The sequence below is a fragment of the Pseudomonas parafulva NBRC 16636 = DSM 17004 genome (assembly GCF_000730645.1).
GTDB lineage: Bacteria > Pseudomonadota > Gammaproteobacteria > Pseudomonadales > Pseudomonadaceae > Aquipseudomonas > Aquipseudomonas parafulva.
This window is the reverse complement of sequence record NZ_BBIU01000014.1, coordinates 20,209-38,549: the sequence shown is the minus strand read 5'-3', so window position 1 is coordinate 38,549 and position 18,341 is coordinate 20,209. Positions and strand designations below refer to the sequence as shown.

Genomic DNA, 18,341 nt, shown 5'->3' with positions numbered 1-18,341 from the left:
TTACGTTCTCCTGACGGATGAATTGTCGCTTACTGCGGGGTATATAAGGGGCCTGCCGTTCCGATTCAATCGGCGGACTATTTCAAACTGTGTATGGCGGAGTATGGCAGAGGCGGGGGGAGGGGCTGTGGGATAGAGCGTTGCAGGATGTAAGAAACATTGCCTGTCTGAGGCGCTGCTGTGAGGTCGAGCGCGGCGCGCCATCCACGCGCCACCCCCCGAAAAACCGTGACACCCTACTGCGAATATCCTTTGAGGAAATTCCCGATCCGCCCAATCGCCGCTTCCAGGTCATCCACCCGTGGCAGCGTCACCACGCGGAAGTGGTCTGGCCACGGCCAATTGAAGGCAGTGCCCTGCACGATCAGCAGTTTTTCAGCCAGCAGCAGGTCCAGCACGAACTTCTCGTCGTTGAAGATCGGGCAGACCTTGGGGTCGATGCGCGGGAAGGCGTACAGCGCGCCCATCGGCTTCACGCAGCTCACCCCGGGGATGTCGTTGAGCAGCTCGTAGGTCCGGTTACGCTGCTCCAGCAGGCGCCCCGGCGGCAACACCAGGTCGTTGATGCTCTGGTAACCGCCCAGCGCAGTCTGGATGGCATGCTGGGCTGGCACGTTGGCACACAGGCGCATGTTGGCCAGCATGTCGATGCCTTCGATGTAGCTCTGGGCATTGTGTTTGGGGCCCGAGATGATCAACCAGCCAGAACGGAAACCCGCCACCCGGTACGACTTGGACAACCCGTTGAAGGTGAGGCACAGCAGGTCGGGGGCCAACGAAGCGGTGCTGATGTGCACCGCTTCGTCATAGAGGATCTTGTCGTAGATCTCGTCCGAGAACACCACCAGGTTGTGCTGGCGTGCCAGCTCCAGCATGCCGCGCAGCAGCTCGGTGGAATACACCGCGCCCGTGGGGTTGTTGGGGTTGATGATGACCAGTGCCTTGGTGTTCGGGGTGATCTTGGCCTTGATGTCGGCAAGGTCGGGGAACCAGTCAGCCTGCTCGTCGCACAGGTAGTGCACCGGCTTGCCGCCTGCCAGGCTCACGGCTGCGGTCCACAGCGGGTAGTCGGGCGCCGGGATCAGCACCTCGTCACCGTTGTTGAGCAAGGCCTGCATCGACATGACGATGAGTTCGGACACGCCGTTGCCCAGGTAGATGTCCTCAATGCCGACGCCTTCGATGCCCTTTTGCTGGCAGTACTGCATCACCGCCTTGCGGGCACTGAACAGGCCCTTGGAGTCGCTGTAGCCCTGGGCAGTGGGCAGGTTGCGGATCACGTCCTGAAGGATTTCATCCGGCGCTTCGAAGCCAAACGGCGCTGGGTTGCCGATGTTCAGCTTGAGGATGCGGTGGCCTTCCTCTTCCAGGCGCTTGGCGTGCTTGAGCACTGGGCCGCGAATGTCGTAGCAGACATTGGCGAGCTTGTTCGATTTGCTGAACTGCATGATGGAATCCCGATTGAGAAAACGCGCTACGCCCTGCCGAAAGGTTTGTAAGGGCACAAAGCGGGTGCCAGACTGAACGCCTGGCACACGAAGCCAACTAATATACGTGCCACCCGCGCCCCGGAAAAGACGGCGTACGGTGAAATTAAGCCTGCCGAGGTACCCCCATGCAAAAGATCGAGAAAACCCTGGAACAATGGCGCTCGATGCTCGACCCCGAGCAATACCAGGTGTGTCGGCTCAAGGGCACCGAGCGGCCCTTCAGCGGCAAGTACAACAGTGAGCGCCGCGATGGCATCTACCACTGCATCTGCTGCGGGCTGGCGCTGTTCGATGCGCAGACCAAATTCGATTCCGGTTGTGGCTGGCCCAGTTTCTACGCGCCGATAGAAGACAGCGCCATGATCGAGATCCGCGACACGTCCCACGGCATGATCCGTACCGAGGTCACCTGTGCCCGCTGTGATGCGCACCTGGGCCATGTGTTCCCCGACGGCCCGGCACCTACCGGCCTGCGCTACTGCATCAACTCGGTGTGCATCGACCTGCGCCCCCGCGACTGAACGGAGCCCCGATCATGGCAGCTTTGAAGCTGGACATTCCCTGTGTGACCCTGGGCGGCGAGCACAAGCAGCTGGGCGACTTCCCTGGCAAAGCGCTGCTGGTGGTCAATACCGCCAGCCAGTGCGGCTTTACCCCGCAATACAAAGGCCTGGAGCAGCTGTGGCAGGCCTATCGCAACCGTGGGCTGGTGGTACTGGGCTTTCCCAGCAACCAGTTTGGCAAGCAGGAGCCAGGCGAGGCGCGGGACATCGCGCAGTTTTGCGAGCGCAACTTTGGCGTGAGCTTCCCGCTGTTTCGCAAGGTCGAGGTCAACGGCCCCGGCACCCACCCGCTGTTCGTCGAACTCAAGCAGCGTGCCCCTGGCATTTTGGGCAGCCAGAAGATCAAGTGGAACTTCACCAAGTTTCTGGTGGACCCGGCCACGGGCCAGGTGGTGCGTTATGCACCCACCACCAAGCCTCAGGCGCTCGAAGCCGACATCGAACGCCTGCTCAGCCGTTGATCGGTACCCATTGGTCGACCAGTGCCTGCAAGTCTTCGCGGCGAAACGGCTTGGCCAGGTAGTCGTCCATGCCCGCTGCACGGCAACGCTCGCGCTCTTCGGGCATGGCGTTGGCGGTAAGCGCAACGATCGGCAGGTTGGGCCAGCGCCCGCTCTGGCGAATGTGGCGGGTGGCCTCGTAGCCATCCATTACCGGCATGTTGCAGTCCATCAATACCAGGTCGAAGGCTTGCTGTTCCAGCAGGGTCAGCGCCTCGGCCCCCTGGGTGGCCAACTGCACCTGGCAGCCCAGCTTGGCCAGCATGCCCTTGGCCACCAGCTGGTTGACCGGGTTGTCCTCTACCAACAGGATGCGCGCCCGGCCTTGTGCCGGGGTGGCGGCGGGGCTGGCCAGGGGGTGCTCGGCCTCCTGCCCCTGCAGGATGCGGCGCAGGGTCTGGTAGAGCGCGGCCCGCGCCAGTGGCCGTGCCAACTGGTGCAGGGGGGCGAGGGCAAGGGCCTGCTCGCCGGGTAGAAAGTTGCCGTAGGCGGTCACCAGCAGGATCGGGGTTGGCATGGCCTTGCGCACTGCAGCCAGTGCCTGCACGTCGTCGACGATCAGCAGGTCGATATTGCCCGGCAGGGTGGTGGCATCGTCATGCCGTTGATAACTCAGCCCCCAGCCGGGCAACAGGCCCTCGAGCAGTTCGTGCAGCCCGCTGCCACTGGCGCTGAGTGCCGCCACGTTGCCGTGTAGAGCTACCGGCTGGATGGCGCTGGCATATTCGACCAGGGGCAGTTCGGCGGTAAAGCGGCTGCCAAAACCCGGCTCGGACTTGATATGCAAGTGGCCATGCATGGCTTTGCACAGGTTGCGTGTCAGTGCCAGCCCCAGGCCTGTGCCGCCGTACTGGCGGGTAATGCCGGCACCGGCCTGGGTGAAGGGCTGGAAGATCCGCGCCTGAGCCTCTTCGGGGATACCGATGCCGGTGTCACGTACTTCCAGGCGTACACCGCCGACGATGGTCACCAGGTGCACGTCCACGCGGCCAAAGCGGGTGAACTTGAGTGCGTTGGACACCAGGTTGCTGACGATCTGCCGCACCCGTGTAGGGTCGCCCAGCACGCTGGCCGGGAAGTCGCGGGCAATCAGGCAGGTCAGTTCCACGCTTTGCGCAGTGTTCTGCGACAACAGGCTGGCCGTGTCCTCGACCATGGAAGCCATGTCGAAGGCGATGCGCTCCAGCTCCAACTGCCCGGCGTCGAACTTGGACAGGTCGAGGATATCGTTGAGCAACTCCACCAGTACCTTGCCGGAGTCATGGGCGATGGCCAGTTGCTGACGCTGTTCTTCCGGTGAAGGGTTATCCAGGGCCAGGGCGATCATGCCGAGCATGCCATTGAGCGGGGTGCGTATTTCGTGGCTCATGTTGGCCAGAAACGCCGCGCGTGCCTGCGCCATGTCCAGTGCCCGGCGGCGCGCCTGTTCCAGCTCCTGGTTGGACAGGCTCAGGCTGCTGTTGCTGGCCTTGAGCTCGTCGGTGCGTGCCGAGACGATGTCTTCCAGCTCGTTCAGGTACTGCGTAAGGCGGTTTTCGGCAGTGCGCCGCTGTTCGATTTCCGTCGCCATGCTGACGAATTGCTGGTTGGCCACTTTCACCAGCACGCCGATCTCGTCATGCTCGTGGCCGGGTGGGCACTGCACGCGGGTTTGCCTTGGCTTGCGCGGGTCGCTGCCGCTGAGCGCAGCAATCACCGTGACCAGGGGCTTGGTCAGCATCATGTAGAACAGCGCCAGCAGGATGCCCGTCAGTACCAGGCTGCGGGCGAAGCCGGTGAGCAGGGTGATGCCGGCCCGGTCCAGAAAGCGCCGGCCGAAGGTGTAGGTGTCTACGTCCAGGTACAGCGTGCCCAGGTATTCCTCTGGCATGTGGGTCAGAAACAGGCGCTCGCGCAGCTGGCGCTGTTCGCCGAACAGAAAGTCGCTGAGCGGCCGGTAACGGTCCTGCTGGCGCGGCCGCTCCACGTCTGCCAGCACCGTTTCGTTGTTGTCGATCAGGCGTGCACGGATGATTGCCGGAGACTGCAGCAGCCCGCGCGTCAGCTCCAGGGCCAGTTCCGAATCGATGTTGTAGGCAATGCGCGAGGCGGTGTTGTGGCTGATTTGCAGCAGGGCGCGCACTTCACGGTTGATCGACGCGTCCTCACTGGCATAATCGATGCCGATCTGGATGAGACTGAGCAATGTTCCCAGGATGAAGCCGACCAGGACTGTCAACCGGGCTTGCTTGTATGACAGGCGATTGGTGAACTTGATATCCATGGGTCCCGAGCCGGTTGTACGTGCCTTGCGCTGCGCAAGCATAGCCGATCAACCTCGGCTGCTGGTGGGCTTGTCACCCATTCAGGCTTGATTGGTCTGTCCCCCCCCTTTTCAGGAGTCGTCATGGACGCCCGCTTGATCGCTTTCCTGGACCGCGCCGAATCGGTGCTGGCGCGCCTCGAACCCCTGTTGCCGGCCGAGCGCCCGGCTATCGACTGGTCTACCACCCTGGCCGCACGCTGGCAGCGCGACGGGCGCAGCGGTTACCTGCTGCCCCTTGAGGTCAGCCTGGATATCCGCCTCAGCGACCTGATCGGCGTCGACCAGCAACGCGAGCAACTGGGCCGCAATACCCATCAGTTCATCCAGGGCCTGCCCGCCAACCATGCGCTGCTGTGGGGCTCGCGCGGTACTGGCAAGTCTTCGCTGGTGCGTGCCCTGCTGGCCGAACACGCCGGGGCCGGCCTGCGCCTGATCGAAATCGAACGCGACCACCTCGCCGATCTGCCTCGGGTGGTGGAACTGCTGCACGCGCTGCCACAACGCTTTGTGCTGTTTTGTGACGACCTGTCGTTCGAGGCCGGGGAGGGTGATTACCGGGTGCTTAAAAGCGTGCTCGATGGCTCGCTGGAGCAGGCACCCGACAACGTGCTGCTCTACGCCACCTCCAACCGCCGCCACCTGGTGCCGGAAAAAGAGAGCGACAACGAGAACTGGAAGCGCGTGGACGGGGAGCTGCACCCTAGCGAAGCGGTGGAGGACAAGATTGCCCTGTCTGACCGCTTCGGCCTGTGGCTCTCGTTCTACCCGTTTACCCAGGACCACTTCCTGAATGTGGTCGAGCACTGGATCGAACAGCTGGCGCGGCCTGCGGGCCTGGCCTGGCAGCGTGACGAACAACTCGACATACTCGCCGTGCGCTGGGCGACCGGCCGCGGTAACCGTAATGGCCGTTGTGCCTATCAGTTCGCCCGCTACTGGGTTGGGCTGCAATTGCTGGAGCAAAGTAAATGATCGACCTCAAAGCCACTGGCACGGGCCTGGACGGCTATGCCCTGATGGCGGCGCAAGTGCAGGCGCTGTTTGCCGACGAGCGTGACTTCATCGCCAACGCCGCACAGTTTTCGGCGTTTCTTTACCATCAGGTCGAGGACCTGAACTGGGCCGGCTTCTATCTGAACCGCAACCAGGAACTGGTGCTTGGCCCGTTTCAGGGGCAGGTAGCCTGCGTGCGCATTCCGTTCAGCAAGGGGGTATGCGGCGCGGCCGCGGCCACCGGTAAAACCCAGCGGGTGGAGGATGTGCATGCCTTCCCGGGGCATATTGCCTGTGACAGCGCTTCCAACAGCGAACTGGTCATCCCGCTGATCAAGGACGGTCGCCTGATCGGTGTGCTGGACCTGGACAGCCCGTCCATTGGGCGTTTCAGTGAAGCGGACCAGGCAGGGCTTGAGCGCCTGGCCGCCATCTTCCTCGAACTGACAGACTGCTGACCGGCCAATCGCCTGTACTGGGCGCTAGCGCTGCGCCCGTGCAGGCATGGGGGTCAGTCGTACATGGCCTTCTTCTTCCAGGTTTCCTCGTCGTCGGTCTTCAGGCCTTCAGTCAGCTCGTTCTCTTCGTTCTCGGCAGGCGCCAACTGGTCCAGCACCTGGGCGTTCACCCGGGCCAGCAGTTTCTCCAGGTACGTCAGTTGTTCTTCGTATAGCTTGGGTTCTGGCTGCTTGCGCAGGTACTGCACACCACGCTCGAAGGCCAGGCGCGCCTGGCCGGGCTGTTCGTTCTGCAGGGCCTGTTGCCCCAGGTTATTGAAGAACTCGATATGCAGCAGCACCAGAATGTGGCGGATTTCCTTCAGCCAATGCTTGGCTTCTGGGGCAGGCAAGAAGCCTTCCTGCGCCGCGCGGGTGATCTGGTTGTGCAGTGCCTCGAGCAGAAACCGCACATCCTTGGCCTTGACCTCGGTCAGGATCGGGTTGGGCGGGTTGTTGACCGGGATCTTGTCGCCTTGTGCGATCAAGGCATCCAGTTCTGCGATACGGGCCTTGAGCTGGGCGTTGTGCTTGTCCACACCCAGCTGGCGCTGGTTGAGGTTGAGCTCCAGGCGGGTCAGCAGCAATTTCAGCCCTGGCGTCATGAACTGGCCGGGGAAGGTTTCGGTGATCTCGCCGCAACGGCGCAGGCGGTCGGCCAGCTCGATCTTCATCCGGGCCCGCTCGAGCTTGCCGTTCTCCACGACATTGTTCAGGTAGCCGATCAGTATCAGCAGCGCGATGCCCGCCACGATGAGCAGTGTGATCAGAAGTGGTGTCACCGTGTATGCCTCATGAAAAGGTTTGCCATAGGGTAGGGCGAGCCTGCTCGCGAGGCCCCCTGACCGGGTTCCCTTTTATCGGCAGCCTGCCCCAGAACTGCATGCTGGCACATTAACGCCGACCTGACGCCAAAAAATCAACGTACACGCATCAGGCCCTGCTTCAAGGGCATTGTGGAAACCCGGAAGTCATTGATTTAAATAAATTTCTACAAAGGGGTTGACGCCTCACCGAACCATCCATAGAATGCGCGCCACTTGCAGCGTAAAGCACACAGCGAAACGCGGCAGGCAGTGAAAGCAGGCAGCAATGCCAGCAGCGTGTCCCCTTCGTCTAGTGGCCTAGGACACCGCCCTTTCACGGCGGTAACAGGGGTTCGAGTCCCCTAGGGGACGCCAAATTGCGGGAATAGCTCAGTTGGTAGAGCACGACCTTGCCAAGGTCGGGGTCGCGAGTTCGAGTCTCGTTTCCCGCTCCAGTTTCTCCGGCAACGCCTTGCGGCGCGGCAGGAAAAGAAAACCCAGGCTGAACCGTGAGGTTCATGTGCTGGTGCACTGAAAAGTGTTGTGTGTCCCCTTCGTCTAGTGGCCTAGGACACCGCCCTTTCACGGCGGTAACAGGGGTTCGAGTCCCCTAGGGGACGCCATTTGCGGGAATAGCTCAGTTGGTAGAGCACGACCTTGCCAAGGTCGGGGTCGCGAGTTCGAGTCTCGTTTCCCGCTCCAGTTTAAATACTGTGGCGTTCGCACGGTACAGTGGTGGTGAAGGCCGTTCTGGCGCTTCACGCCGATTAGCGGTAAAGCTTCACATTGCGGGAATAGCTCAGTTGGTAGAGCACGACCTTGCCAAGGTCGGGGTCGCGAGTTCGAGTCTCGTTTCCCGCTCCAAATATGGGTCTGCAGAGTTCGATGGAGTTCTGTAAGACCTTGAAAATAGACGCTTCGGCGTCTTTTTTCGTTTCAGTCAATTCCATTCCGGTCCAACTAGCCGCAAGGATTACAGCCTCGGGGATAGCGATGGTCTTTTACTCGGCGTAAGTGTGCGGGTGGCAAGTCGTGGCACGTTCGCTATTGATGGGCTGGAAAGTAAAAGCACAGCTCCCTCGTGACTTCTCCCGAAGTAGGCCTACCTCAAGCGCGCTTTGCGCCACGAACCGCGGCAGTTGATCGCCCACGGCACCAATCTCTTCATGCACCGCCGGCATCAGCGCCACACCCAAACCCTCACGGAGCAGAACATCTTTCAGGCGATGTACGCGCAGTGGTTCGAGCATCGCAGCGCCGTGCTGTGCTGAAGAAAGGCCGGCAGAGCATGCTGGAGCCGATCCACAAGGGTGATGGCTTCAACGAGTTCGATACCGTGCCGGCTGAGTACCGTTTCAAACCGATGCAACGGTAAACCGTCGACATACTTGATGGTCAGTAGCATGGCCAGCACGCTGGGGCTGGCCATGCTTTTCTCGATCAACTGGGCGGGCTTGTCGGCGGTGACCGGTGCGGCCTCACAGCCACGGCAAGCGTAGATCTTGCGGATATGTGTGATGACCCGGATCTGCACCGGCACGATATCCAGTTGCTCACTGGTTTCATCCCCGATGGCATGTTTGCGGCAACCGCAAGCACAGGTCAGTTCGTGTTCAGGCAGTTCGTGGATGACTTCGATACGCGGCAGATTGGCTGACAACGGCTTGCGTTTGCCACGACGCACTGTGGGTGCAATGACTTCCTCATCGGCGTCGCCAACCAACGGCATTGGCTCGCTTTCAGGCTCATTGAACAAGGCCAACTGTGGCGTGTTGGGTTCCACGGATTGTTGGGACTTGCGTCCAAACAGACGGTCACGCAACAGCTTGATCTGTTCTTTCAGGTCGACGATGTGAGTCTGATAAGCCTGAGCGGTTTCCTCCTGACGATTGAGGGCCTCAAGCAACAGTGCTTGAGCAAAACAGGATCATCAGGAAGGTCATCGGGCAGAGAAATCATGGCCCGGATTATACCGGGTCATGCCACGTAGCGCGGCGTCAAAACCTGATGAGGACGATTACGCCAGAGGTCAAAACCGTCGAGCAGCCAGTTGAGTTCCTGGACGGTCAGAATGATCGCCTCGTCGGTGGCGTCTGGCGATGTTTTGAAACGCTCGGATTCGAGGCGCTTGAGCCAAAGGCAGAAGCCGTTTCGTTCCCAGTAGAGGATCTTCACGCGGTTCCGCGGCTTGTTGAGACACACGAAAAGCACGGGGTCAAACACCGCCACTTTGATATCCAGTTCGACCAGAGCGGCCAGGCCTTCAATCGACTTTCGGAAGTCGACGGGCTTGGGGTAGAGATAGACTTTTTCGACTTTGGCGTCGGGTCGCATCATGACGGGGCTGGCTCCAGAAAAAGATCGGGAGCAAAGCATTGCGGATCAGCTTCGCGCTTTGAATGTGGGGTTCATGGAGCGGTTACAAATGACGTTGGGTGATGCAGGTTTTAAATATACCACTTTAGTGGTTGTTGATTATAAATTGTGAGGGGACACAGTGGAAAGAGTTCGGGGGCGAAACAAGGGGAATAGCCGATCCCTCGGTATCGCCACTTTTGAAGTTATAATTAATTGGGGGTGGAGAGTATTCGCTCCCGAGGCTGAATGCCCTCTGAGAATATCGCCATCCATGCATCCATGACTTCAAAAATATCAATGCCGCGTTCTGGATTTGCAGGTTCTTCATGCCACCATATTAACCCTTCTGCAGCATCATGGCTGTTGCTGTCTACTGCTACATAGTCTCCTCCGCCGTTGCTGAAAACTGTAGTCCAATTTTTAGCAAAATGGTTATTATCATCATCAATTAATTCGGAAATGCGCATCTGGTCACAGATGCGCTGCGGTCCCATTGACCTTGCAGGAAAGAAATTATATCCATCGTGTACTTCGCGATAGAAGTCTTGAAGTCTCTGAGGAAGGTGTTTTAACTTAACGGTCTCAACGGAGTCTTCTTTGATGGGCGTTCCTCCCAGGTAGTAATAAAAATTGATTCCATCATGAAAAACGTATGCCATTTCAATATGGGCGCCTAGTAGCAGTACTGTACCTAATAGGCAATTTTCGAATAGTGTAATCGTTGACGGAAACTCTTTGAGAAATGAGCTCCAACCGTTGGGGTATGTGGGTTTGTTTCCAAGGTTTAGCCCAAACTCCCTCCAGCCTATAGGTAGTACTATGTCTAGAGGAACGTCCTTGGTTGCGAAGCATACGCTTCGATCAGGGAATGTGTCATGGATGTCTTGAATGACTGTGCTGAGTTCGATCATGTTACTTCTCCTTTAAAAGGCTGGTGATCATCTCTTGTAGTTCGGTCTCGGATTTTTTAGCGCGTTCAATCATGCTGCTTCTAAAGCTTGCATCAACATCAATCCCTCCTTTTTTGTAAGTCGTCCACTCCGAGAAGTTTTTGGCTCCTCGCGACGTATTGGCGGTCTCGCTTAGTCCATGGAAGTTTGGCTTGTGATTCAGTACCTGAATCTGCTGCTCAAATGTTAGCTTATTAAAGCCTTTCATTTCTGTGATTTGCTTCATTGGGACTATATGGTCGGCATGCAGGGGTTTTGAAATAGTGAGTCCGGGTAGTGCTGGATCCTTCAAAGGTAGTTTAACATCCTTATTTACCATCGCTTGAGCTTCTCTGCTTGGAGTTCTGGCGCGGAGCTTACGATACAGCTCTGCAGATATTCCTTTTGGGGGTGGTGATGGAGGGTCAGCCTGCCTTACTGCTTTGGCATCCCCTAACACTTTCGCGCCGGTGCTGCCACTTCCTACCTCAGTGGCCTTGCCTAAAATCTCTTTTGCAGCACGTCCTGTTCCTTCTTCTGCGACTTTTGCTGAAGCTTCCGTTGCTGTCTTGGTGCCGCGCCGAACGAGCTTCCCCGCTGTACCGAGGTAGCCACCAAATGGAATAGCTGAAAGCAATGATAACGCCGCTCCAGCATAGTCTCCACGACCAAGGCTGATACCCGCATTGGCAACGTCGGCGATCTCGCCCACCACTGGAATCAGGCCAAAGATATCCAGCCCCAGCTGAATACCATCGAGTATCTCATCGCCGGTAAGGCCTTCTGCCGGTGATTCGCTTTCGACTCGAGGGTTGGCGTCATTGGCGGCTTTAGCAGAAGCCGGCGTTTCACCATTTACCCGACCCAGCGTATTGCCATTGGGCGTGGTAGTCGTGCCACCGCTTCGCGACGAAGGGTAGAGCTCACGGTAGGTCGGTATGTCCTCCAAGTCCGCCAGTTCCCTGCGGAACGCTTCCTGCCGCAGGGCCTCATACTGCGTTTCATCCAACACCAGGGATTTGCCCCACTCGTGCACGCCATCGGCGAAGTCGACCAGTACGTTGCCTGCACCGTCGGTCTGCACGAACATCTTGTCTGGCCCGCCGGATAGCTTACGCAGCGGCACTTCGCGTACCTGAACGACCAATGGGTCCAGTTGAATGGGCTGCTGACTCATCGCATCAGCTCCCGTTCATCCAGAACAGATCCCCATGGCGAACCAGGTGATGCCCCTCCGCACGCACGGAACTGCTGTGTTCCAGCGGGTGGCATTTGCCCTCGACAGTACCGCTCTTGACGCCTTTGGCCTTGCCAGCAGCGTCACCGATGGTCGTGGGTGTGAAACTACGCTTGTACACGACGACCGGATGGCCATTGGCACGCACGCTTTTCGCCACCCCCGTGCTCGTGTCCAGCTCTGCCGTGACCGGATAAGGAACGGGTGGAACGCTGCTGCCCATCGGCGTTTTGCACACGTCGGGGGCGATGCTGATGACCGTCCATTTCGCCTGTTGCCGAGCCATTACGTTATCGGCCATATCAGACGTGCTCCCTGCCGCGGTGTGGGGCGCGCCGAACAATGGGAGCGTTAGGATCGGTTTCGAAACGCGCTTCGAGCACGCGAATATCAAGCGAATTGGACAGGCTGATACGGTGGGTCATCGACAGGGTCATGGCGTCGGTATCGATGCGCAGAGTGTCGGTGAGCATTGGCAGGGGCAGCATCACGCCGTTGGTCATGCGCATGAGCACGAAGGGGCGATGGCCTGGAAGCTGGACTTCACAGTGGCCATCCTGGCTCAGGGATGGATCAACCAGGTTGAATAGGGCAAGGCGTGCATCGGGTGTAGGAAACGCTACCTGCTGGTCAACTGGGGCGCCGTTCCAGTAGCCGAAATCGAAATCTTGTGGCAGACCTGGCCAGTGATTGTCTTCCCAGTTTTCGTCATAAGTGCCAGCAAGTGCCAAGCGTGGTGCCCAAGCGCGGCCAACGATGCCAAAGCCGGCCGGGCTGCAGCCATAGGAGGCCGCCACCTCCGCCATGGCAGCGGCATCTAGCGGGCCGGCTGGATGCCGCGAGCGCAGCAGGCGTTCGATGGGCTCGTCCAAATGCTCGAGCTGAGGTGCAGGCAGGCTGGCGAGCTTTTCGCCGGTCTGCTCGTAATGCAGCTTTTCATGGCGTTGTTCCAGCCAGCCACAGCCCAGTGGATTACTGAAGCAGACTTCATTGAGCAGGAATTCAGGCGCTTCGGGGTTATGCCCATAATCAGGATTGGCAAACTGGCTGGCGCCTCCAAACGCATGTTCCCAGCGTAGAGGAACGCGTGTGGCAGGCGCTGGGTCGGTGAGGTGCCAGCCAAAGAAGTTGTGATGAAACTCTCGTGGACCGGTAAAGCGCAGTGTCTTGTCCAACAACACGCGCGGAGTGAGGTGCTCTCTGTTGCGTTGTCGCACCTCAAGTATTCGTGCTTGGTGCGCCTGCAGTTCATCGGCGGTGAGGTAAACATTCGGCGCCCGCTTTGGGGGTGGCGGATCAGGGATTATTTGCTTGGGACGAGTCGATGTAACACGGATGCCGGCTTCCCACGTAGTCGCAGGTTGCCCTGCTGGCGCATGGGAATGGCCGACGACAATCACATCGCAGCGTGGCTTGAAGGGCGCCAGGTCGCTCTCTTCGAGTACGGAGCTGCTGCCAATCCCTGCATAGTAAGTGTCGGCCATGCACAGCGGCAGTGGTTCATCATCGATGACAGCGGCCCGGAGTCGGCAAGGACAGCCCTCAATCGGCTCAAGCCGATACCCGACTTTCATGGCGATGACAGGATGTTCCTGACCGTCAGGCGCAAGCGCGCTAAAGCACTTGACGTCAAATGGCGTCAGGTTGCGAAACTCCATCTTGGGTTACCCCTTCAGTTGATATCGACATCCTTGCCGTTGATTTGCACAGGCCCTGTGGCACTGAAGTCAAAGTTGCTGCAGTTGATCAGCACGGTGCCGTCGGATTTCATCACCAGCGATGACTTGCCCACTGTGATGCTGAGTTCGTCACCTGCGGTGATGCTGAACGTGTTGCCGACGATGACCGACTTATGAACGCCCACCTGTTCGCTCTGGCTAAGCCCGACCGTCGTGTTCATGGCTGCGCCAACGCTGACCTGGTAACCCGCCCCAATCGTCAGGGCCTTGGCGAGGCCGATGGTCTCCGCCTTGGCCAATGCGATGGTTTCGGTCTTGTTGGCACCGATGGTCACGCTGCGGTTGGCACCGATACTGATGGTCTCGTTCTTGCCCACGTCCTCAGTACGGTGGTCACCAATGGAAATCGTCTCGTTATGATCGACGCGTTCACTGCGGTCGTTGCCGACGAAGGTGGTTTCGTTGTGCTTGACGACGTTGTTCTGGTCCTTCTCCGCATGGATGAACACCTCTTGCCGACCCAGCTCATCCTCAAAACGCAACTCGTTGAAGCCGTCCCCCTTGTGTGTCTGGCTCTTGATGGTCATGCGGGTCTTGTGGTCGGGCAGGTCATACGGCGGCAGCTGATCGCCGCAATAGGTGCGCCCGGTGATCATCGGTTGGTCGGGATCCCCATTGACGTACTGGATGATCACGTCCTGGCCGATGCGCGGGATGGCCATTGCGCCCCAGCTACCACCTGCCCAGGCTTGTGAAACCCTCACCCAGCAGGAACTGAACTCGTTGTTCTGGCTTTCACGGTCCCAGGGAAAGCTGACCTTCACCCGGCCCCACTCATCGCAATAGATTTCTTCTCCCTTCGGGCCAACCACGGTCGCCATGTGCGGGCCGTCAACACGTGGTTTGGGCAGAGGGGCAGGGCGCCATTCGGTCCGGCCTGGGATCAGCAGGGCGGTTTGCTCGTAGCGCGTGCTGATATCCGCGCCGGCGGCTTCTTCCTGCAGGCTGGTGAACTGGTGGCCCTTATGGGTAACCGCTTTCACCCGCCAATGGGCATTGAGGTCATCGCGCGGGTGCCCTGTCAGGGTGAAGCTAAGGCCCGGTTGCAGGCGAATATCGTCACCCTCAACCTCGGCAACCCGTACATCGTGGCGCAGAGCAGTAATGCGGTTTTCAGTGAACGGCTTGCCGACGGCATCGCGTTTGTAACGACCTGGATAATCGAAGTATTCGTACTCTTTGGACTGGTGTTCCAGGAAGGGCCCGGCGGCTCTGTGCTCCTGGCGGTAGGCGGGGTTGGTGAAGGTGTAGTCGCGCTGCACTTGGCGGGCAGTGCGTACCTGCTCGCTGTAGCGCAAGCGGCGAAGGCAGGGCGTGGCTTGATCGCCACCGCTGGCGGGTTGGTACAGTACGCTGTCAGGGCCTACAGGCTCGTCGGCATCGAAGAAGCCCTCGTCGTCATCGTCGGTCTTGATGGCACCATGGCTGATCAGCCCAAATGATTGCAGCCGGTCGGTGATGATCAGCTTGTGCAGCTTTTCACTGTGCGCAAAGCGGTAGACGAAGCCTTCTTCAGCAGCCAGGCGGGCGATGAACGCCAGGTCCGTCTCACCGGCCTGCACACAGAACTCGCGGACCTGGTAGTCCATACTGGCGCGCAGTTCGTACTGGTTGATTCCCTGGCGCTGGAGCATCAGCTCGAGAATTTGCGGCACGGTCTTTTGCTGGAAGATGCGCCAGTTCGAGCGCAGGCCGGCACGGGCCAGTTGCGGCTCGACCAGCGCGTCATAGTAGGTGCGGTGGAAGCCACTTTCAGCCTGGCTGAAACGGCTGACCAGACCATGCACGTAGCGCACTGGGCGCTCGCCTTCCCAGAGGGTGAAGAGCACGGGTTTGTCGAGCAGGTGGCCGAAGTCGATATCGTTTTCGAAGCTGATCAGTTTCAGCTCCAACTCGAAGGGCATGCTGACGCCCTCGCGGAGCTCGAACGACACCACTTCGAGTTCGGCTTTTCCAACCAGTGGCTGGAAGCTGTAACGCAAATCAGATTGACTAGGCATAAGCAATCCTTGTCCGCCGTCTGAGGTGACACAAAGTCCGGGCAGGTAGGCCCGCCCGGAGCATTCATGAGAATCAGGCGACCGGTGCTCGCCAATCATCAGAGCCAGCGGTACCGGCTACCCCGTGCTCCCACATGATCTTCCTGTAGGCCAGTGCTACCTCGATCAGTTGTGTGTAGTTCTCGTTCTCCTTGTCTTGAGCGTGGGGCAGGACGGTATTGATGCTGACGATGGTTGCGTCTTCGAGCTTGGTGGTGAAGAAGTGCTCTTGTTTGCCCTCCGTCGAGGTGCGGTACCAATTGACTTCGACGGTCGGCAGCATTTCGCCGGTGGCCAGCGCTTGATACATCAGCGGCGTGGCTTTGTTGAGCGAACTGGTGAACGTGAACGGCTTGTGTACACGCTGACCGCTGGGTTGGCCGCTTTGTGGATCAGTAGGCGTCGTGACCTCATGCTTGATCTCCTGAACCAGGATTTCGTCTTCATGGCCTTGCTGGTAAACATTGCCGACGGAGTCAGCGGTGAATGCACCAGCAGTGATGTTGCCTTGAGTTTGGCCAGTGATCTTGATGTAGGCGGGTGTTGGCATGGCAGTCTCTCCTGCGTCCATGTGGATAAAGCACGCGCACTCAGGGTGGCGTGGCCATCGGGAACGATGGGCTTTTCAACGAAGCAAACGCCTCGCTAACTCCTTGAAACCCGTTGTGCCCTGCGTGGGCTTGCTACTGCTGCAAGATGCCGTTCAGCGACGCCAGCACCTCCGTGGTAATCAGGTTCAGCCGGTAGCTATAGATGCTGTAAGCCACCGCCATTACCAGGGCGGAGATAGCCAGCGGGCTCCACCACGGCCATTGCCGGTTCATGCGGAAATTGCGTGGGGCGACGTTGGTATAGGGATCGCAAACGGTCTCCGGCGTCGGGCCGCGCAGTGCTCGGATAACCCCGTGAAGTTGGTGTATCAGTGTGTTCAGGGATGCTTCGCCCTTCGGCGCGATGGCGTACTTGCCCTTCAGGCCGAGGCACAGTGCGAAGTACATGAACTCCAGCACGTCCTGGTAGCGCTCGGGCTCCTGCATAAGGCGCGAGAGAACCGTGAAGATCTTCTCCCCACCCCAGGTTTCGTCGTGGAAGATGCTGAGCAGCGGTTCCTGGCTCCAGCAGCTGGTCTTGCCCCAGGGCCTGTCCATAACTGCTTCATCAATGAACAGGCAAAGACCGTAGGAGTAGGCCAGCAACTGAGCGGGTTCGTAACCGTGCTGGCGTATCTCCTCGCGAATGTTGTCGATCTGGTTACGCACTTGCTGGTGCACGTCCTTGATGTTAGGCAAGGCATCCAGGGAGCGCAGGCGTATCACCAGGCCGAATAGAGGGGCGGCGGCATCCAGCATCAGGTTGTCGTACCCGCCACGCAGCTGGAATTCAGGGTCGGCGGGGTACCCCTCAAAAGCAGGCTCGCCCGGGACTGCTGGCGTTGAATCCTGAGACGGGATCTTCACTCCGCTATCTGCATTGTTTATCGCCCCGAAGAACCCCTTGTTGTCATCTTGAGGGGCGTGAGTAGCCTCTTTCATCTCATTCACTCCTGATCGCCCAGAACTGCAGCTCCAGCCCAGGGAAGTCCCCAGCCACATGAAGCCCGAAGCCATTGGCTGTTTTCATGCACGCCCACGCCGGGTCACGCCGGTCCAGCTCGAAATAGCTGAAGCCTGCGTGGAAGGGCAGGTCGCGAGGTGCAACCGGCAAGGCGTTCAGAGGGATGCCGGGCAGTTGCAGCGGTACCAGGTTCTCCAGCGCTTCGAGTGAAGTGATCTTGGCTTTCTGGATGAACATCTGGCGCAACGCCTGGGGTGGCACATCGGCGCGTACGGCCAGGATGAAGGTGGCCTCATCGATCAGCCGACGGTCCTCCAGCACGGCCGTCATGACGCCGTACTCCAGCATTTCCAGCGGCAGCGAAACGGCGCGGGGTTGCAGTACCGTACTCAGTGCCCGGCGTAGCGTGTCCTCCAGCGGCTTGAAGGAGGTGCGCAGCGCGGTATGTTGATAGGCGGGATATTCCTGTGGCAGCCGGCTCTCGTCGGTAAACGTCACGAACTCGCCACAGGCCTGGCTCATGCACAGTTACAGCTGTTCGGGGTGGGTTTGCCCTTGCCTGGCCAGATGCTGGAAGCATGGCCACCAGCGGTTCATGGCCTGCAGCAGGTTGAAGTCGCGGATATCGGCGATGCCGGACTGCCCTGAGGCGCCGATACGGGCGGCGAGGTTACGTGCGCGTTCGCGCAGGGCGTTGGTGATTTCTTCCAGAAACCTTTGCAGCGCGGGTATGGCCCGCACTGAAACGCTGGTGGGATAGAAGCCTGCATCCAGTTGCAGGCTGCCATCGGGGCGCCGTTCCAGAATGCGCGTCACGGCCAGGCGGGTGTAGGCACTGCTGTCTTCAGCCTTGCGTTTAAGCTGCAGGTTGGGCACTGCCAGGTCGACTTGGACCAGGTCACCGTCGGCGCTGTGGGTGTCCTTGATTTCCAGGGCCTGGGCGCTGTAACGGAAGTTGGCGGGGTTATCGGGCCAGCTAACTTCACGGCCACCTTCGGTGCGCAGCGGCAGGCACAGGTAGATCTCGCTGTCTTTCGCGCCGTCGTCTTCGATTTCCAGCGGTGGCGGCGGTGGCAGGTCTGCAGGGATATCGAACACCGTGCCGTCTGGCATGATGCCCCGTGCACGGGTGATGGCGACCTTGCCCAGGCTCAGGTACTCGTCGTTCAACTGCAGCTCGCTGAAGCCATAGAAGGCGGCGTTCAGGCTGCCAATACGTTGATGCACAGCCGCTTCGGCGGCACGGGCAGCTTGCTGGAAATGCTGCGGTTTGACGAACAGGCCTTCAGGCCACAAGACGGGGTTACGTGAACTCATGAGCGCTCCGTGTC

16 protein-coding genes, 5 tRNA genes and 2 pseudogenes are annotated in these 18,341 nt (G+C 59.4%); 10 read left to right on the top strand and 13 right to left on the bottom strand.

All coding sequences use genetic code 11. The features are described 5' to 3' along the window. Positions 1-236: 236 nt before the first annotated feature. Positions 237-1,448, bottom strand: a complete 1,212-nt coding sequence (locus tag PPA02S_RS10700) for a pyridoxal phosphate-dependent aminotransferase (RefSeq protein ID WP_028634781.1) — start codon at positions 1,446-1,448, stop codon at positions 237-239. Between the two features lie 167 nt (positions 1,449-1,615). On the opposite strand from PPA02S_RS10700, the gene msrB reads away from it, so the two are divergent. Together msrB and PPA02S_RS10690 are read left to right on the top strand one after the other, a co-directional pair. Continuing rightward, the gene (gene msrB, locus PPA02S_RS10695) at positions 1,616-2,011 is read left to right on the top strand and encodes a peptide-methionine (R)-S-oxide reductase MsrB (RefSeq protein ID WP_028634782.1); all 396 of its coding nucleotides are present in this window, start codon (positions 1,616-1,618) and stop codon (positions 2,009-2,011) included. 14 nt (positions 2,012-2,025) lie between these two features. Further along, positions 2,026-2,514 carry a glutathione peroxidase gene (locus PPA02S_RS10690; RefSeq protein ID WP_028634783.1) on the top strand — a complete coding sequence of 163 codons (489 nt, stop codon included), beginning with the start codon at positions 2,026-2,028 and terminating at the stop codon, positions 2,512-2,514. Here PPA02S_RS10690 and PPA02S_RS10685 read toward each other — a convergent pair. Then, positions 2,504-4,858, bottom strand: coding sequence for a hybrid sensor histidine kinase/response regulator (locus PPA02S_RS10685; RefSeq protein ID WP_028634784.1), 2,355 nt, complete (start codon positions 4,856-4,858; stop codon positions 2,504-2,506). The genes PPA02S_RS10690 and PPA02S_RS10685 overlap by 11 nt on opposite strands. A gap of 81 nt (positions 4,859-4,939) precedes the next feature. On the opposite strand from PPA02S_RS10685, the gene PPA02S_RS10680 reads away from it, so the two are divergent. Next, positions 4,940-5,830, top strand: coding sequence for an ATP-binding protein (locus PPA02S_RS10680; protein WP_028634785.1), 891 nt, complete (start codon positions 4,940-4,942; stop codon positions 5,828-5,830). Further along, entirely contained in the window at positions 5,827-6,309 is a 483-nt protein-coding gene (locus PPA02S_RS10675) for a free L-methionine (R)-S-oxide reductase MsrC (protein ID WP_028634786.1), read from the top strand. Before PPA02S_RS10680 ends, PPA02S_RS10675 begins: the two co-directional genes overlap by 4 nt. Before the next feature lie 53 nt (positions 6,310-6,362). Here PPA02S_RS10675 and PPA02S_RS10670 read toward each other — a convergent pair whose 3' ends face one another. Further along, on the bottom strand, positions 6,363-7,130 hold the full coding sequence (locus PPA02S_RS10670; protein WP_028634787.1) for a hypothetical protein: 768 nt from the start codon (positions 7,128-7,130) through the stop codon (positions 6,363-6,365). Between the two features lie 323 nt (positions 7,131-7,453). On the opposite strand from PPA02S_RS10670, the gene PPA02S_RS10665 reads away from it, so the two are divergent. The 5 genes from PPA02S_RS10665 to PPA02S_RS10645 all read left to right on the top strand — a co-directional run bounded on the left by PPA02S_RS10665 (position 7,454) and on the right by PPA02S_RS10645 (position 8,018). Beyond that, positions 7,454-7,529: transfer RNA gene (locus PPA02S_RS10665), tRNA-Glu, on the top strand. 4 nt (positions 7,530-7,533) lie between these two features. Beyond that, a tRNA-Gly gene (locus tag PPA02S_RS10660) sits at positions 7,534-7,609 on the top strand. Positions 7,610-7,701: 92 nt separating this feature from the next. Next, positions 7,702-7,777 (top strand) — tRNA-Glu (locus PPA02S_RS10655). Positions 7,778-7,780: 3 nt separating this feature from the next. Beyond that, positions 7,781-7,856, top strand: a tRNA-Gly gene (locus PPA02S_RS10650). 86 nt (positions 7,857-7,942) lie between these two features. After that, positions 7,943-8,018: transfer RNA gene (locus PPA02S_RS10645), tRNA-Gly, on the top strand. Positions 8,019-8,478: 460 nt separating this feature from the next. Here PPA02S_RS10645 and PPA02S_RS10640 read toward each other — a convergent pair. Together PPA02S_RS10640 and tnpB are read right to left on the bottom strand one after the other, a co-directional pair. Then, positions 8,479-9,113: pseudogene (locus tag PPA02S_RS10640) on the bottom strand (transposase); the annotation flags it as partial. A gap of 18 nt (positions 9,114-9,131) precedes the next feature. Further along, positions 9,132-9,491, bottom strand: a complete 360-nt coding sequence (gene tnpB, locus PPA02S_RS10635) for an IS66 family insertion sequence element accessory protein TnpB (protein WP_028634788.1) — start codon at positions 9,489-9,491, stop codon at positions 9,132-9,134. On the opposite strand from tnpB, the gene PPA02S_RS23025 reads away from it, so the two are divergent. Continuing rightward, positions 9,490-9,642, top strand: coding sequence for a hypothetical protein (locus PPA02S_RS23025; RefSeq protein ID WP_154660092.1), 153 nt, complete (start codon positions 9,490-9,492; stop codon positions 9,640-9,642). The genes tnpB and PPA02S_RS23025 overlap by 2 nt on opposite strands. Positions 9,643-9,721: 79 nt before the next feature. Here PPA02S_RS23025 and PPA02S_RS10630 read toward each other — a convergent pair whose 3' ends face one another. The 8 genes and pseudogenes from PPA02S_RS10630 to tssK form a co-directional block, all read right to left on the bottom strand. Next, positions 9,722-10,423 carry a hypothetical protein gene (locus tag PPA02S_RS10630; RefSeq protein ID WP_028634789.1) on the bottom strand — a complete coding sequence of 234 codons (702 nt, stop codon included), beginning with the start codon at positions 10,421-10,423 and terminating at the stop codon, positions 9,722-9,724. A gap of 1 nt (position 10,424) precedes the next feature. Next, the gene (locus PPA02S_RS23240) at positions 10,425-11,618 is read right to left on the bottom strand and encodes a hypothetical protein (protein ID WP_211230855.1); all 1,194 of its coding nucleotides are present in this window, start codon (positions 11,616-11,618) and stop codon (positions 10,425-10,427) included. 4 nt (positions 11,619-11,622) lie between these two features. Further along, entirely contained in the window at positions 11,623-11,979 is a 357-nt protein-coding gene (locus PPA02S_RS10615; protein ID WP_028634790.1) for a DUF4150 domain-containing protein, read from the bottom strand. Between the two features lies 1 nt (position 11,980). After that, complete coding sequence (locus PPA02S_RS10610) at positions 11,981-13,336, bottom strand: DUF2169 family type VI secretion system accessory protein (protein ID WP_028634791.1); 1,356 nt, start codon at positions 13,334-13,336, stop codon at positions 11,981-11,983. Positions 13,337-13,350: 14 nt separating this feature from the next. Then, complete coding sequence (locus PPA02S_RS10605) at positions 13,351-15,417, bottom strand: type VI secretion system Vgr family protein (protein WP_028634792.1); 2,067 nt, start codon at positions 15,415-15,417, stop codon at positions 13,351-13,353. Between the two features lie 73 nt (positions 15,418-15,490). Beyond that, positions 15,491-16,006, bottom strand: a complete 516-nt coding sequence (locus tag PPA02S_RS10600) for an Hcp family type VI secretion system effector (protein WP_028634793.1) — start codon at positions 16,004-16,006, stop codon at positions 15,491-15,493. A 133-nt stretch (positions 16,007-16,139) separates the two neighbouring features. Then, the gene (icmH, locus tag PPA02S_RS10595; RefSeq protein WP_028634794.1) at positions 16,140-16,988 is read right to left on the bottom strand and encodes a type IVB secretion system protein IcmH/DotU; all 849 of its coding nucleotides are present in this window, start codon (positions 16,986-16,988) and stop codon (positions 16,140-16,142) included. Between the two features lies 1 nt (position 16,989). Beyond that, positions 16,990-18,327, bottom strand: a pseudogene (gene tssK / locus PPA02S_RS10590) (type VI secretion system baseplate subunit TssK). Between the last annotated feature and the right edge of the window lie 14 nt (positions 18,328-18,341).

What these genes read in the sequence shown, in the direction of transcription:
- PPA02S_RS23240 (WP_211230855.1), bottom strand. Translation starts at nt 11,618, where the DNA reads ATGAGTCAGCAGCCCATTCAACTGGACCCATTGGTCGTTCAGGTACGC.
- PPA02S_RS10690 (WP_028634783.1), top strand. Translation starts at nt 2,026, where the DNA reads ATGGCAGCTTTGAAGCTGGACATTCCCTGTGTGACCCTGGGCGGCGAG.
- PPA02S_RS10680 (WP_028634785.1), top strand. Translation starts at nt 4,940, where the DNA reads ATGGACGCCCGCTTGATCGCTTTCCTGGACCGCGCCGAATCGGTGCTG.
- PPA02S_RS23025 (WP_154660092.1), top strand. Translation starts at nt 9,490, where the DNA reads ATGACGGGGCTGGCTCCAGAAAAAGATCGGGAGCAAAGCATTGCGGAT.
- msrB (WP_028634782.1), top strand. Translation starts at nt 1,616, where the DNA reads ATGCAAAAGATCGAGAAAACCCTGGAACAATGGCGCTCGATGCTCGAC.
- PPA02S_RS10700 (WP_028634781.1), bottom strand. Translation starts at nt 1,448, where the DNA reads ATGCAGTTCAGCAAATCGAACAAGCTCGCCAATGTCTGCTACGACATT.
- PPA02S_RS10630 (WP_028634789.1), bottom strand. Translation starts at nt 10,423, where the DNA reads ATGATCGAACTCAGCACAGTCATTCAAGACATCCATGACACATTCCCT.
- PPA02S_RS10600 (WP_028634793.1), bottom strand. Translation starts at nt 16,006, where the DNA reads ATGCCAACACCCGCCTACATCAAGATCACTGGCCAAACTCAAGGCAAC.
- icmH (WP_028634794.1), bottom strand. Translation starts at nt 16,988, where the DNA reads ATGAAAGAGGCTACTCACGCCCCTCAAGATGACAACAAGGGGTTCTTC.
- PPA02S_RS10610 (WP_028634791.1), bottom strand. Translation starts at nt 13,336, where the DNA reads ATGGAGTTTCGCAACCTGACGCCATTTGACGTCAAGTGCTTTAGCGCG.
- PPA02S_RS10615 (WP_028634790.1), bottom strand. Translation starts at nt 11,979, where the DNA reads ATGGCCGATAACGTAATGGCTCGGCAACAGGCGAAATGGACGGTCATC.
- tnpB (WP_028634788.1), bottom strand. Translation starts at nt 9,491, where the DNA reads ATGATGCGACCCGACGCCAAAGTCGAAAAAGTCTATCTCTACCCCAAG.
- PPA02S_RS10685 (WP_028634784.1), bottom strand. Translation starts at nt 4,858, where the DNA reads ATGCTTGCGCAGCGCAAGGCACGTACAACCGGCTCGGGACCCATGGAT.
- PPA02S_RS10675 (WP_028634786.1), top strand. Translation starts at nt 5,827, where the DNA reads ATGATCGACCTCAAAGCCACTGGCACGGGCCTGGACGGCTATGCCCTG.
- PPA02S_RS10605 (WP_028634792.1), bottom strand. Translation starts at nt 15,417, where the DNA reads ATGCCTAGTCAATCTGATTTGCGTTACAGCTTCCAGCCACTGGTTGGA.